Raw genomic sequence first — 15,372 nt, 5'->3', positions numbered from 1 at the left:
GATTGTTCATGCTTGCTCGCTGGTAGTGCTAGATGACCTGGGTTGAATACGTTTGCATTCCAACTGATCTGGCACCCAATGTCAGGTCATGTCGCGACAACTGTAAATCAGTAGAGTAAGAATGTTCGCCTTCCCTCATACCGACTTTGATGAGTAGATCAATAGCGCAAGCGCATCGAGGATTGGCCTCGTCCGATCTTTCCGTGGCTGCGCTCAACCACACAAAGTTTGAGCTCTCCAAACGGATCGAACGTTGCAAGAACACTGATCTCGGCGATAGAACCGACGTCACAGAATGGGATCAAACTAACGTTTCAATTTACGTGTGGAGGTCTACCATGTAAATCGATATTCTGGGGTTTGAGCTAGCGAAGCTAGTGTCCAGTTGCATGGTGCCGATCGTCGTGACCACGCATTGGCACTGCCCCAGGGTGCTGCGCACAGAGTTACTCGGTGCAGAGTACAAGTTGCTGCCTCGAGTCGTCGCTTTGGACGATTGCATCTCAGCCCATCATTGGGCACGGCAATTTCAGGGAGTGTCATCGAAGTGCGATCTATTAGTCCTCGGCATGACGCCCCTTCGTAAAGAACAACAGGAACTATGCGAACGATGTCGTTGCGATCATCGAAGCGGCGAGCAGGCCGGCGATGCACTTCGTTACGGTGAATCGGTCGAGCAGCAGATATGAGAGCGGTCAGCAGGATCGAATGATCTCATCGCAGGAAGGCCATAAGTGTACTGAGTTTCTGTGGCATGGCGGTGCCTTTGTACTTCAGACACCGCCTTCCGAGGAGTCACCAAATCGAGTTTACAGGAAATGACGGCGTTGGCTTACTTAACCATCACCGAGTAGTTATTGAAGGTTGTTGAGCCAGTGTCCCCCAAAGTCACTTGTGAGTTCGACACAAAAGCCTTCTTGTAGATGCTGAAGTTGCGCGTCGTTCCTGCTTCATTATCGACCAGCTTGTCAGTCGTAACTGCCCAGGTAGAGAGCCACGAAGGAATGCTGGAGATCCGATCGTCGATCGCAACATACACCGTACTATCCTTAGTCACTGCGAAGGAAACCAAGTTAGAGCCAATGTAGCTCTTGGAAGAATTGGCCGTCCGTATCCAGTCTGCGCCAGCATAAGAGAATGCCAGAGACTGGATCTTCACATTCCGGTCACCGTACAGGGTATCGCCGGCTTGAATATTACCCAGCACAGACCAAGCGCCTGCATTGGCAGTGTCGCTCACAACAACGTTGGCAATGATTGGCTTCACGAATACTGCATAAGTGTTATAGGTCGTCGAACCATTCGCACCGAGACTGACTTGGGAATTAGCTGCAAACTCTTTTTTGAAAACAGTGTAACTACGAGTAACGCTACCCTCAGTTTCCGTCAATTTATCAGTCGTCGCTGTCCATGCAGCCAGCCAGGATGGCTTGGTGACAATTCGGTCGTCCGACGCAATATAGACGATCGAATTTCTTGTTACGGTAAAGGTCACGAGAGGCGTACCTGTATAGGCTTTCGAATCGTTCGCAGCCCTGATCCAATCGGCTCCGAGATACAGCGACGGCAAGGTCGTGATGGTCAGGGTGCGGTCGCCATACAAGGTGTTCCCGACCTGAATGTTACGACGGATCGACCAGTCTGCAGCGTTAGCCGCATCGTTCACCGTCATGTTGATGATATCTGGCTGAACCACGTAGACGCCCAGGTCAGTACCTGTGCCCTGTACACTTTTCCCTTCCAGATCCAACATTGGGCTAACCGGGATGTTGGTCGAAGGATGCGTCGTGATCGGCTTTCCAGCGCCAATCAAAGGCGAGGTCGATTGCAATTTCAGACCAGTCAGATTCACGTTGTTGCCAGCACCGCCTACTACACCCAGGAGGTTCATGAATTGCGGATCACCCACGATGGCGTGAGTGTCTTCGGCGGGAACGGTAGCGACGCCATAGTAGCTGTTGTTGTCATAGGTGACACTGGTGCCATCAGCAATGGTCGATGTGGCGTTAGGGCTGTAGAAGATATTGTTGTAGAAGTACTCGAAGTTGTTCGAGTCCGCCAGATAGGAGCTTCCACCTGACGAATTCACAAACGTCGATGCCTGCGAAGTAGAGTTATAAAACAAATTGTTGTATATGTAGTTGTTCCCCTTCGATCCGTGGATATTCAGATAGCGCTTGTTATAGGCACTGTCCTTAATCACGTTGAAACGGTACACAGAGCTGCCATAGGTAAAGCCGCATAACAGGATGCCATCCCCATTATCGTGAAGGTAGTTGTACTGAACCAGTGCATTGGTGGTTGCCTTGTCTGTATCAATGCCGGCCGAGTCGGCACCAGTTGGTTTTACCTTGGTACCGTAAACCTCATTCCATTCCACGGTGATATTGTCGGTGTAATACAGTTCAATTGCGGCAGTACCTGCGCCGCTGGAGACGTTGTGATTGACCGAGGAATCTTTAGCACATGTTACGTAAATGGCGTCTGCGGCATAATCGCTACCGTTGTGATTGAGGTAGTTGTTCTGGATCGTGAGGTTGGTGTGCGGGTACCAGCCTGTTACGTCGTAGTTTGGCGAGCTCGCGTCTTGCCGCTCCCCCCATGCAGCAAGCTGTTTGACAATAATGCTGCCGAACGAGTTGTTCACCAGAACGTTCTTCTCAATTGTCACGTTGGAGAACCAGGTTGGCTGGTAGCCTGTGACGTCAACCGGGTTTGCAACTACAGGCAAACCGTTTGCTCCTTTCACAATAATCTCAAACAGAATGCCAGCAGTACGCTTGGATGGATCCCAGCCGAAACCGCTAATGGACTGCCATTCGCCGGCGATATCGTGAACGTACAGGTCGTGAAGATTGAAGCCTTGCAGCACCGTCTGGGTGGTGTTGTTACCACCAACGATGTGAATACCGCGGCGGTCGATGAGCTTCGCCGATTCGGCAGCAGTGCCGGTATAACCGTTCGGCTTACTGCTGATGTCCAGATCGCGAATCTCAAAGTACTGCTGGTTTTCCAGATACAGCACATCGGAAGCGTAATGGGTGGTTCCATCAGTGGCGGTCCAAGGAACTGCAATATTCTTCGCCGACAGCTTCGGCTTCGTACCCACCCCATAGGCGCCGATCACAATGGGTGCGCTGGCGGTCCCTGAACCGAGTGGATGCAATGCAGCGGTAAGCTCCCAGGCCCCTCCCGCCTTGAACAGGATCATGTCTCCTGGCGAAAACGTAATGGAGTTCACCTTTTGAACCGATTGCCACGGAGTGGACTGGCTCGTACCGTTGTTACTGTCACTACCGTTGGGATCGACATAGTAAATTGTCCCTGTCGTGGATCCTGGCGTGGGTGTAATAACCTTCGCGTTGGTTGCATCACTGATGATGCTTTCACCCAGCTGCTTCATGTCGTCGTTGCCTGGTTTTGGCAAGACGTTGGAAGTACTGACACTAGTACCCGCCAGTTGGGCCGATGCTAACAGCGCGCCTCCCATCACCCTTGGTGCAGCCTGTGAGACCGTATCTGATGCGTCGGATGAAAACCCACCACCACATGCTACCAAGCTCAAACATAAAAGAGCACCGACCAGATCCGGTGCTCTTTTTCCTGATGATAGTAAAGCTGTTGGAGCCGCGCGGGACAGGTATTTCGTCCCTATGCAACGTAAACTGTTTATATAATTCATTTTTGTCTCCTCCAAGATGTGTGAATAGGACTACTGCGATATGTTGCTTCCTTCTTCTCTTACAGTTGCTACAGACCTGTCCCACGACTGGCAATTTGCTCGGAAAAAACCAGATGGGACCGGCACCAAAATCGAGATACACGTCGCGTGCGTTTTTGTCTTGAATTTCAGGGCAATTCGACCGTGAACTTTTCCATCGGGCGCCAGCGACAGTCTTGCGGATGTACCTCTCCCGGAAGCTTAGAGTCAGCAAAGCATCCGTTACTACTTCTTTTCTGGGGCAATCGTTAAGGTTGAAATTCTGTCGATAGAGACGGCAAAGCGCCGGTCAACTCGTCCCGCACCATTCGTGCAAAAAATTCCGCACCTTCTTTTCCAAGGTGAGTTCGATCAAACGCAGTTTTCTTTGATGGTTCTGGTTGCGGTACGCCCCGCTCCGGTGGCGGTGATGTGCCAGGCAGCGTCGCAGGAGAGACATAGTTGGAAGGCCTCGGAACGACAGCGAATTCGTCAGCCTGATCCTGCCCCAAGGCCTGGACAGCGGCGTAGCTCTTCGCATTAAGATCCAACGCGAGAGCACCGTTTTGTGATGCCACGTTTATAGCCGCCACAGCCCAAGGCCGCAGATTGTTGTCCAAGACGCCATCCACGAAGTTGCGGCGGGTGAGTGGTGTAACCAGAATTGGGATACCGCCAGCAGCCCTAGCTTCATCAACATATCGCTTGAGGTTAAGTGGAAAATCTTTTTCTAGATCAGTCGAATGCCCCGGTTTTCCAGGTTGATCATTGTGGCCAAACTGAATCAACACATACGTGGCCTGATAGGCGGCACCACCACGCAACAATCCGATTACTTCGTCCCATCGGCCTTCTCTTCTATAACTGGCTGAACTGCGTCCAGCGCGTGCAAGATTAATGCAGGTGTCGCTCAAGATGACATGGGCGCACAAGGCGTCGCCGTATCCGCTCTCACGGGCGATTGTCGAATCACCGACCAAGATGAACCGCTTGGGGCGCGCTTCTTCTCCATGTACTGGCGCAATGGTGAGTAACGCAGCCATCGTAGCGGCGTAAAAGATCTTATTTACCACTGTTTACCTCTCCATGGCTAGGGTGAGCGGTCACGCAAACAGCTTTTCCTAAATTGAAAGCATCAGCCAAATGACGCAACGGTGATACATCGACGTCAGACTCACCACGGCGAATCAAGCCGCTAAATCGCCGATAAAAGTAGCGGCATTCAGAATACGCCTCGACAGATTGCTCTTGACCACAGATCCAGAGCCGAGTACCACCATCAGATATCGGTCCAGCACCGACAATGGCGAGTTTGATGGGAGGCATGGCCGTTGAATATTTCAGTGGACACTACTCGTAGATTGGCCCCGTTGTTACAAAGGTGCCGCCAACGTAACGAACCATCGGATCGTCAGGATCGGGGTATGCTCCCGATTCCGGAAATAGGTGCAAAAAGCGTACTGAACTGTCGTGCGGGTGAAATCCCAAATGTGATGCGTGCTTGTTATCCCACCACTTCACCGGATTGTCCGACGTGCCGAAGAGTACGGTGAACCCAACGCGTCGGGTAAAGAGCGAGCAACGCAATGCTTCCTGCAAATCGTCATAGCTGAGCCAACTAGCCATCATGCGGGGATTGGCTGGCTCGGGATAGCTTGAACCAATCCGAATACATACAGTTTCGATGCCCGCGCGGTCGTAGTAGTATCTTCCAAGCTGCTCACCAAACACTTTGCTGAGGCCATACATACCATCAGGCCTCGTTGGCGCGAAGGCATCTATGAATTGGTTTTGTTCGTAAAATCCCACCGCATGGTTAGAGCTCGCGAACACTATTCGCCGAACGCCGTGCAGATGTGCAGCTTCATAGATGTTGTAGGTTCCTTGGATGTTGGCCTTTAGTATGGCTTCGAAGGTGTTTTCAGTGGATATGCCACCAAAATGCAGCACAGCATCGACTCCGTCCAGTAGCTGATTCACAGCAGCCTTATCGGATAAGTCGCACTGCACGACCTCTTCACCTGAATTCGCCGGCGTAATTGATACGATGTCGCTCAACCGAACAACATCCGCCCATTGTGCTAACCGCGGCCGAAGCACCTTGCCCAAATTGCCGGCAGCACCGGTGAGCAATAATCGTTTGAATGGTTTAGCCATTCTGGTATCCCTTAATTATGTTCAAGCGTTCAAGCGGTCTCAAAGCGTTAAAGCGGCTTTCCATAATATTGGGGAGCGCCGTCGAAGCGAACCTCAACCCGATCAAGAATTACGCCGGGATCAAGTGCATAAATGTGTAATTTGTGCGCCCCCACCTTTATTTCTGGGAGGCTGACACTCCGCACCGAGGTGTTAGACAGCACGTTAGCTTTCCATTCGTCGCTGCGACCATGCGTTTCGAAGTCGAGGAGTACGATCGGCCCGTCGTCGAGGCTATAGGCCATACGCACTTTGTTGGCTGAGGTCAGCGCATGTACAGGCAAACCAACAAAGACAATTCTTGCCTCAGCACTAGTTGTGGTCGCAAAGTCAAACGATAACTTGGGTGCAGAGGCCGCGTCGCCCAACTCACGGGACGGCACATCAAAATTGGCGCGCATGCTACTCCCGTAACTGCCCAGCTCGGCAGCTGCACTCCAGCCAGCCGTAGCCGTACCCTCAGTAGCTTGAAGCGAAACGATTCGCTCCTTTTCGCCCTTCAAGCCTGCGATTGGAGCCGGACTTAGTTTTACTGCTGCAGTCAAATTGGCGGTGCCGCATTTGAAGTCCAAACTTTTCGCGTCGCCCTTGCCGTCATAGCGTACGGAAATCCGTTGCTCAAAACCGTTTGCGGTGTTAAGCGTGCCACCTTGCATATTTACGGCGATACCATTGGAAGACGACGCGAGCGACCAAGTCTGCTCCTCGGCGCCAGTCTGGACAATGGTCAAAGTGCGCGCGTCAGAGACGCCTTGGGTGAAATTCAATTGGTCGCCCTGGCTGGAAAACAGTGTCGGGTACACCAATTCGCAACCCTTACGGGTTGGGCTGCCGTATGCGGGGAAGGTGGGGACATCAAATACCGGAAGCTTACGCGGCGCGGCGTCCATCATCCCACTCCACTTACCATTGCCCATCGAGTTGTACTGCTTCGTATCCTCGTCGATCGCTTGTTGGGCTTGCATGGCCTGCTTCGCATATAAAGCGGCAACTGGCCGGCCCTCTCGCGCATATTGCGAAGCGAGATCCAGTTTTAGAATGCGCTGATTGAGATTGGCCGCAGACTGGATTGGATACTGAACCAATTGGAAGTAGGTTTCCTGCTGGGCTTCAGGAAGCGATTTTCCGATTGCTCGCGTACGATCAACCAGCGTCTTATATCGAAGAAGGCGCTGCTCCGCTTCTTCACCGCCTCCCAACATATAGTCGCTCTGACGCACCGGCGTAATCGACTCCACCTGACTAAAGCCCATGAATTCGGGGCGGCGGTCCCATGCCAGATCATAGTAGTCCATCAGCACCGATGCGATCTCCTCAGCGCTGACCGGCCCAAACTGCTTTGCCAGCCATTGCTTCAAATGATTCTTCGATGGGCCATTGAGTTCGTCAATATTGAATGCGACGTCCAAGAAGTACTGGGTAAGGTATTCAATAGGTTTAATGTCTCCGACGTTGACCACCCACGTCTTACGAGTGTTAGTCGCCACAGCACGTTGTAGTTGGTCACGAATAAGCGCGGGATGTGTGGTGCCCAGCCACAAGTAGTCATGCGGGCGCCCCCAGTACGACAGGTGATAGTAAAGACCCGTACCACCGCTACGTCGGGCCTCAGCAGTTGTGCTTAGCTGATGCAGGTATCCGTAGTTATCGTCAGGCCAGAGTAAGGTGATATCGTCAGGTACGACAAGCCCGGCCTTGTAGATATCCAAGACCTCCTTGTACAGCGTCAGCGCCTGAGGGATCTTGTCTGCTGGTTTGCCTTGCGCTTTGGCCAACAGGCCGCGCTCGATGTCGATTACTTCACGTACAGCATCGCGCGCTTGGCTAACGGTCGTAGCACCTTCCATCGCAGTATCGTGAACCCCGCGAATGCCGACGGAATAGATATTCTCGTAGTGCTTTACTTCTACGGCACGCTCCGCCCAATAGTCAACGAGCGCCTTCCGATTAGTAAAGAAATTGAAGTCGCCACGCTTGCTATGATTCCATTCGCGCACATTATTGCGCATCATGGGCTCGGCGTGGGACGTGCCAACCACGATGGAATACTTCTTCGCCATCGCCGCATTACCGGGAATCTGATAGAAGGGTTTCGTTGAATCGTGCATTGCCGGCCAGATCAAATTGGCCTTCAGTCGCATCATCAACTCAAAGATGCGAGCATAGGTGGCCGGCCCAATGTCACCGCTAGGGTCCCGACGTGCGGCCCACGGCTGCAGACCCCAGTCCTCATCGTTTAAGAAAATCCCCCTGTACTGAACAGATGGTGCCTTCGACTGAATACGTTCATCGCTAATAGATGCATCAGGGCGGACTGCTGGCTGAACATCAGCCCACCATTCCCATGCGGAGACCCCGATCTCGCGTGAGACGTCGATTGTGCCATATACGGCCCCCCGCGTATCGGAGCCGGCGATCAACACAATACGCTTGCCGGGCTGGCTTGGTATAGTCAGCACTACCCGCTCATAGCGCTCCCACTGTCCCTTCATCCATGACAGATCAATTCCCGCCAACTTGGCCACCTTCGCAATAAGCGCAGAATCAGTCTTACCAATGACAAAGCAGACCGCCGCACAATCTTCCAACCTGTTGACCGAACTGCTTGGCTGGCCTGTAACGGCTCCAATGTCCCGGCGCAATAAATCCGCAGCAATGCCGAGAGTTTCCTGTCCATCAGTTAAAACGGTCGGCGCATTCCCGTTAGTCAGCAAAGGTAGCGAGGCCGCATGCAAGGTGCCGCAGGCGGCCATCATTGCGCCGGCCAACGTTTTAAGGATGAAGGGTTTTACAGTGTTCATGGTAAAGGAAAGATGTCTCGTATTAGTTGGTATGGTTGTGACGCCGTTTCTACAGGATCGATTTATTCACGTGCAAGGCTAGGACGCTTGGCATCATACTTCCAACCTGGGACAAGGAACTGCATGGCCGCAGCATCATCCCGCGATCCCTGACCGACTTTCTTATACAACTCATGGGCACGTGCAATCTGATCCATGTCTGGTTCAATACCCAGACCTGGTTTATCCGGAACGGCGACAGCGCCGTCCACAATTTGCAATGGCTCGCGCGTCAGACGTTCAGTACCCTCCTGCCAGATCCAGTGCGTATCAATGGCGGTAATCGTTCCAGGCGCTGCTGCTGCAGCATGGGTGAACATGGCCAGCGAAATGTCGAAGTGATTGTTGGAGTGGGAGCCCCAGGTCATGCCCCATTCATCGCAAAGCTGCGCAAGCCGAACCGAACCTTGCATTGTCCAGAAATGAGGATCTGCCAGAGGAATATCGACCGCTCCCAATTGATGCGAGTGGCTCATTTGCCGCCAATCGGTAGCAACCATGTTGGTGGCAGTTCGCACGCCGGTGGCACGACGGAATTCCGACATGATTTCACGTCCCGAGTAGCCGTACTCAGGGCCGCAAGGATCTTCCGCGTAAGCCAGCAGATGGCCGTATTCCTTGCAAACTTCGACGGCCTGTTTGAGAGACCATGCCCCATTCGGATCGACCGTAACATTCGCATCCGGTCGACGCTGCTTGATAGCAGCTAATGCCAGCATTTCTTCTTGCGGAGACATCACGCCGCCTTTGAGTTTGAAGTCTCTGAACCCATAACGGTCGACAGCAGCATCGGCAAGATCAGCAATTGCCGTTGGCGTCAGCGCTTCCCGCTGGCGCACGCTATACCAATCGCTGCCAGCCGGTGAATGTGCATAAGGGAGCGTGGTCAATTTACTGTCGCCGACATAGAAAAGGTAAGCGAGCATGGGAACCGAATCGCGTTGCTGGCCATTGCCCAGCAATTCGCAGACAGGGATACCCAAATGCTGGCCAAGCAAATCTAGCAGAGCGGCCTCGACTGCTGTAATAACGTTGTCGAGTCGCAGATTAATTTCGTGCGGCTGACGCAGCAGTTCTGCTTCGGCCGCGCTACTTACCTGATGCTGCATGTTGCCACTGCGGGCGCCATACCGAGCACGAATGCTGTTGAGCGTACGCTGGAACCGGCCCACTTCGGTCCCCACAACCAGCTCTGCCGATGCCTGGAGCGCCTTCAAAATGCCATCGCCGCCAGGCACCTCACCAACGCCCACCTTACCGTCGCTGGCGGTCAGCAGAACCAGGTTGCGGATGAAATGAGGGCCGTGGGCGCCGCACAAATTAAGCAGCATGCTGTCTTGGCCGGCAACCGGGATGACGCGCATAGCGGTGATGATCGGGGTGTGGGAGATGGGGCTAGTCATTGTTTCTACTCATTGTTAGAGGGATCAGTGCTGTGCGAGGTTGATGAGCCGATTCAAGTCTTGATCATCGACATGCTAAAACCACACAACGGATGCACTAATATATTACGATCCGCCACTTATAGGCAAATGATTCATTCTTTTGAAGAAAAACAGGGCTTTGAGGGCAAAAAGCCTGCAGATAAAGGATGTATTGCTATAAAAAGATATCGGTACATATCCATTTCGATATCGATAAGGGGCTATTTCGATGCCATTTCAGCTACTAATTGACAGCAAAGATCCCTGCTTTGGGAAAATTTTGAAATATTTATTGTTTCTCCGTTGCTATTTCGCGACGCACTAAAACATTACGCCGATTTGTCGGTTAGTATTTGCATGTCGATGCAGAAACGCAAACATCTTCACCTCATCGTTGCAGTTCACGATCATCAGGTTAGGTACGCGACGAATAACTTAAATGCCTTTGGCTCACGCCAAAAAAGGGAGACATCTATGTATCACTCGAATAAATCATCAGCCGTGCGCGCCAAACGCCCTGTTATTGGGCTGTCGCTACTCGCTGGTCTGATTGCCCAAGCATACGCACAGCAGGCCCCAGTAGATGCAGCACCAGTCGCACAGCAAGCACCGGCTGATGCCAGTTCGACCGAAGCTGCTGCAGCGCCGGCAGCGCAAATACAAGAACCGATGCAGGCGATCGTGGTGAGCGGTTACCGCGCCGCCCTGCAAACCTCGGCCCGCGACAAGCAACGCGCGACAGGCTTTCAGGATGCGGTGTTCGCCGAAGACATCGGCAAATTCCCGGATAGTAATATTGCAGAGTCCCTGAACCGCATTCCCGGCATTCAAATTGGCCGCAACATCGCCGGCGAAGGTACGACGGTCCAGATCCGCGGCCTGGGCCCTTCGTTCACCAAAGTGACTTTGAATGGTGCGCCATTCTCGCCGGTGAGTTCGTCCTGGTCGTCCGTTGGCGTAGCGACTGGTGGTGGCCGTGACCTCGATCTGAACATCCTGCCGACAGACCTGTTCACCAAACTGACCGTGAGTAAGAGCCCTAATGCGTCACAGTCCGAAGGCGGCGCAGCCGGCACCGTGGATATCCGCAGTGCACGTCCTTTCGATAAAGAAGGCCAATATGTTGCGCTGAGCTTGGACGGCGCCTACTCGCAGGATGCAGGCAAGGCGTATCCGAAGGGTTCGGTCGTAGCAAGCAAGACCTGGGGTGAGACGTTCGGTATTCTGGCCGGCGTGTCGTATGCAAATACCCAGCGCTACAGCAAATCGTGGGAAGCCATCGGCTGGACAAATCCAAACCTAAGCGCAGCGCAAAGCACGTCTGCCAATCGCAACGGCACCGGGGGTGGCAACTGGACCATTCCGGCGGTAGTACCGGCCAATGCGGGCGGCGGGCTGGTCGCTGGCACCCCAATCGACCAGGCTTTCCTGCTGGCGCACAACCCTGGCGTGAGCATCGATGCAATCGACAACGGCTATCTCCCGCGCCTGGCACGTCCGATGACCGATCATGGCAACAACGAGCGCACCACCGGCATTATCAGCGCTGAATACCGCCCCACGAAGGATCTGCACTTCTATCTCGATACGCTGTACTCCGCGAACAACGCGCAGTACGAGCGCACTGACATGAACTTCGTCGTGCGCAGCAGTGGCATCATCCCGACCAACTACCAGGTCGATCGCTCCGATTGCTCCAAGGGTTGCGTGGTAACTTCGGCCGACTTCGCGAATGCGTACAACTTCCTGGAATACCGCATGTTCCGCGAAGATGGTTATACCTATAACCTCAATCCGGGTATGGAGTGGAAGCTAAGCGACAAGCTCAAGTTGAACGCACAAGCTAACTACGGGCAAAGTTTGTTCCATCGCGAGATGCCAACGATAATTCTGGCAACTCAACCAGGTCTGGTTCACTATAGCAACCCTACCGGGACGCCAGAGATTCAGAGTGCTGCGAACCTGAATGATCCAAAGAGCTTCGGCTGGGTCGATGGCATCACCCGCGTACAGATTCAGGACGAGCGCCGTCTTTCGAAAACCAAAGGTGCACGTAGCGACCTGAGCTATGGCGACAAGGCGTTCAACGTCAAGGTAGGGCTTTCCTATGATGACTGGGAACGTCGTATTCATAACTACGACAACTCGATTGCTTATCAGGCATCGACTTGTGGCAACAACCCCTCGATCGTGCTGCCTGCACCGAATACGATGGCGAACTGCAACGGCGCCAGCACGCCAGGTGCTAGCGCCTCCGCGCTGTTCCCTGGTTACGGTACCGGATACACCGCCGGACAAGCGGGTACTCCGACTTTCGCAGGTTCGCTGGTACCAGCCAACGCGTTGCCTGGTTATCTGATGCCTGGTCCTGACGGCTATGTAACGATGGACTGGAACAAGTTCTCCTCGGCTACCAACTACAGCCAGTTCCATAACTCGACGTTGGAAACCGCTGCGACTGCGCTGACCACGCCTTCTGCATATATCCATGAGAGCATTTCCGGCGCCTTCGTGGACACCAATGGTGAGCTTGACTTGGACGGCAACAGTTTGCGTTACAACGCTGGTGTTCGCTATGCGCGCACTAAGCAAACCGTGGGTGCCTACACCGTCCTGCCTGATCCGCGTAATACCAGCGCACTGCTGAACGGTGGCCGTTATCCAGATGTTGCGAACTGGGTATATCAGGATCGCACCTACAGCAACGTGCTTCCGTCGGGTAGCATAGCTTACAACCTACGCAAAGACATTGTGCTGCGCGCAGCTGTATCGAAGTCGATGACCCGTGCTGATCCAACGCTGCTGCGTCCAGGCATCACGTTTACCTCCACTTCGGCCGACGTCGGTTCGATCGGCAATCCAAACCTGGAGCCGTTCACTTCGAATAATCTCGACGTTGGCATCGAGTGGTACACCGGACGAGAGGGCTATGTTTCGGCGACCCTGTTCGACAAGCGAATCAAAGGCTTGACCGTTGCGAACAACGTGACCATGCCTTTCAGCGCCTTGGCTGCTTACGGCGTCAACTACAACAGCTTGACCCCTACCCAGAAAGTCGCACTGGACGCACGTGGTGGTGCTGATGTTGCAACCGTTGTGATGACCCAGACTCGTAACGCGGAAGGGCACCTGGACGTAAAGGGCGTGGAATTGGGCTGGGTGCAACCGCTCGATAAGTGGCTGCCAATCAAAGGTTTCGGCTTCAACGAGAATTTCACCTATGTGAACCAGAAAGCAAGTGGCGAAGCTGGCGGCGCGTTTGTCGCCTTGGGCGTTCCGAAGAAATCGAACAACTTCACCCTGTACTTCGAGCGTGACGGCTACATGGCTCGCCTCTCGCATACGTATTCGGACGGTTTCCAGGTGACTGGTGCCAATCAGAACGGCGTGACGCAAGCGGCCATCTTCCGTGAATCGTTCAAACAGCTCGATTTCTCGTCGAACGTCGATCTGGAGCGCGTGCTGGATCGCGATGGCTGGCCAACCCTGACCTTCAATATCGCAAACGCCAATAACGCAAAACTGCGTTACTACAACCAGTACACCAACGCAACGGAAGCGATCAACAGCGGTGGCCGTATCTATTCGGTTGGCCTGCGCATGAAGTTTTAAAGAAGTCTCCAGGCCAGGTCTGGCCTGGCTGTCTGCCTGAGATTTCGGTCTCCCACTCCAGTGGTCTCAGGACTTTTCTGGCAGTGCATTGCGCACTGCCAGTTTTTTTCTCCCCATCCATTCCCCAAACCTCTGCAGTTCGTCCAAATCATTATCTAAGGTGCTGCTTCATGCCTCGCCCGATCTTTCGAATGCAATTGCCCGTGGCCGTCGATATTGCCTACTGGGGCGTGCAAAAGCCAGTAGACGACCAGCTTGACGATCCCGATCTACCGCTGAAGACCGTAAGAATGCACGGCGTAGAGATCAGGATGCGAACCGAACCCCTTCCGGTCGAGACAGGTGGTAAACGCTCAAGCAAGATTGAAGTGGAAGTATCCAACGACCCGATTCGTCTGACCGTCATTTACTCTGATAGATAGGGAGTCGTATATGCAAAACCTCGCCTGTGAGCGCTTCGTACGTAGTCATCTCAAAATGAAACATCTCATTTTGTTATCCGAACTTGGTCTGCATGCGTCGATCGCAACCGCATCCAAAGCGGCCAATCTTACTCAACCAGCAGCATCCAGATTGATCGCCAATCTTGAGCACGTTCTGGGTGTCCAGCTTCTGGAGCGCTCCACGCGCGGCGTCAAACCAACATGGGCAGGAAAGCTTCTCATCCGTCGCGCAGGTATTGTACTCGCCGAGATGGGAGCTGCCCATTTGGAAATCTTTCAACTACTAGAAGGATTTAGTGGCAGAGTTGATATAGGAAGCGTGCTCTCGCCGGCCACGGGAATCCTCTCTCGTGCAATCAGGATTTTTAAGACTCACTGTATAAATACAAACCTGGTCATTGAACTAGGCATCAGTAAGCCTATGGTCGAGCGGCTGCTAGATGGTCAGCTTGATATTGTCCTTGGTCGTATCACGGACGCACAAGATGTGCCCGCGTTGAATTTCATCCCGATCACCGATGAAGAGCATCAAGTCATCGTTCGCAAAGGCCATCCTTTTGATGGGCGCCACGATCTATGTTTATCCGAACTCATGGAAATGCCGTGGATACTGCCGCCGGCAGGTAGCGTCTTTAGAGAGAGGCTCACTTCCCGTCTTCTGTCACAGGGAGTTGGACTGCCGAAAGACACCATCGAAACTCAGGACCTTCCACTTATTCTCTCATTGCTCGAAACGACCGATATGCTCATAGCATTGCCACCTGAACTGGTTCGAGCGAATATCGAAGCAGCTGATTTAGTCGCACTACCATTCAGCTTAGACCTGCAGATGGGATCTTATGGCATCATCACTCGCCGCGGCCATATCCCATCGCCTAGTACTGAAGCGATGGTCCTGGCATTGGAGGAAGCATTGGCGGACGAGCGTGCGATGCAGCGGCCCACTTTACGATTACTGCGTCGAGATTAATGGGATGCATCGGCTATAACAACGAAGCTCTCATAACCACGAAGTCTCGCATTTCACCAGAATGATTTCAGCTAACTCTTGTGATATTGTGTTCGCATCCCCAGCCCCACCGCACGAATGTGAGCTGGGCACCAGTTGTACGGCATACCGCCAAATGGTAGAGAATCCGCACCTCACCCGAATGCAC

General features: G+C 53.3%; 8 protein-coding genes. 3 read left to right on the top strand and 5 right to left on the bottom strand.

The features are described 5' to 3' along the window. Positions 1 to 832: 832 nt before the first annotated feature. The 5 genes from BMZ70_RS16870 to BMZ70_RS16850 form a co-directional block, all read right to left on the bottom strand. On the bottom strand, positions 833 to 3,682 hold the full coding sequence (locus BMZ70_RS16870) for a right-handed parallel beta-helix repeat-containing protein (RefSeq protein WP_130300746.1): 2,850 nt from the start codon (positions 3,680 to 3,682) through the stop codon (positions 833 to 835). A gap of 287 nt (positions 3,683 to 3,969) precedes the next feature. Continuing rightward, complete coding sequence (locus BMZ70_RS16865) at positions 3,970 to 4,773, bottom strand: rhamnogalacturonan acetylesterase (RefSeq protein WP_229205433.1); 804 nt, start codon at positions 4,771 to 4,773, stop codon at positions 3,970 to 3,972. A 277-nt stretch (positions 4,774 to 5,050) separates the two neighbouring features. After that, positions 5,051 to 5,857: an NAD-dependent epimerase/dehydratase family protein gene (locus BMZ70_RS16860; RefSeq protein WP_092276718.1), complete on the bottom strand. Its 807-nt coding sequence runs from the start codon at positions 5,855 to 5,857 to the stop codon at positions 5,051 to 5,053. A gap of 47 nt (positions 5,858 to 5,904) precedes the next feature. Further along, positions 5,905 to 8,697, bottom strand: coding sequence for a glycosyl hydrolase 115 family protein (locus BMZ70_RS16855; protein WP_092276715.1), 2,793 nt, complete (start codon positions 8,695 to 8,697; stop codon positions 5,905 to 5,907). Positions 8,698 to 8,759: 62 nt separating this feature from the next. Next, positions 8,760 to 10,139, bottom strand: coding sequence for an enolase C-terminal domain-like protein (locus BMZ70_RS16850; protein ID WP_092276712.1), 1,380 nt, complete (start codon positions 10,137 to 10,139; stop codon positions 8,760 to 8,762). Positions 10,140 to 10,517: 378 nt separating this feature from the next. On the opposite strand from BMZ70_RS16850, the gene BMZ70_RS16845 reads away from it, so the two are divergent. The 3 genes from BMZ70_RS16845 to BMZ70_RS16835 all read left to right on the top strand — a co-directional run bounded on the left by BMZ70_RS16845 (position 10,518) and on the right by BMZ70_RS16835 (position 15,185). Further along, positions 10,518 to 13,772, top strand: a complete 3,255-nt coding sequence (locus tag BMZ70_RS16845; protein WP_229205432.1) for a TonB-dependent receptor — start codon at positions 10,518 to 10,520, stop codon at positions 13,770 to 13,772. Positions 13,773 to 13,942: 170 nt separating this feature from the next. Beyond that, positions 13,943 to 14,194: a hypothetical protein gene (locus tag BMZ70_RS16840; protein WP_092276707.1), complete on the top strand. Its 252-nt coding sequence runs from the start codon at positions 13,943 to 13,945 to the stop codon at positions 14,192 to 14,194. 10 nt (positions 14,195 to 14,204) lie between these two features. Then, entirely contained in the window at positions 14,205 to 15,185 is a 981-nt protein-coding gene (locus BMZ70_RS16835) for a LysR family transcriptional regulator (RefSeq protein WP_092276704.1), read from the top strand. Positions 15,186 to 15,372: the final 187 nt, after the last annotated feature.

The organism is Duganella sp. CF402 (genome assembly GCF_900109645.1).
Classification (GTDB): Bacteria; Pseudomonadota; Gammaproteobacteria; order Burkholderiales; family Burkholderiaceae_D; genus Rugamonas.
The sequence above is the reverse complement of the archived record's forward strand: the minus strand, read 5'-3'. Positions and strand labels throughout refer to the sequence as shown.

Coding starts and splice junctions, on each gene's coding strand:
- BMZ70_RS16870 (WP_130300746.1), bottom strand. CDS start 3,682: ATGAATTATATAAACAGTTTACGTTGCATAGGGACGAAATACCTGTCC.
- BMZ70_RS16860 (WP_092276718.1), bottom strand. CDS start 5,857: ATGGCTAAACCATTCAAACGATTATTGCTCACCGGTGCTGCCGGCAAT.
- BMZ70_RS16855 (WP_092276715.1), bottom strand. CDS start 8,697: ATGAACACTGTAAAACCCTTCATCCTTAAAACGTTGGCCGGCGCAATG.
- BMZ70_RS16850 (WP_092276712.1), bottom strand. CDS start 10,139: ATGACTAGCCCCATCTCCCACACCCCGATCATCACCGCTATGCGCGTC.
- BMZ70_RS16845 (WP_229205432.1), top strand. CDS start 10,518: ATGTCGATGCAGAAACGCAAACATCTTCACCTCATCGTTGCAGTTCAC.
- BMZ70_RS16840 (WP_092276707.1), top strand. CDS start 13,943: ATGCCTCGCCCGATCTTTCGAATGCAATTGCCCGTGGCCGTCGATATT.
- BMZ70_RS16835 (WP_092276704.1), top strand. CDS start 14,205: ATGCAAAACCTCGCCTGTGAGCGCTTCGTACGTAGTCATCTCAAAATG.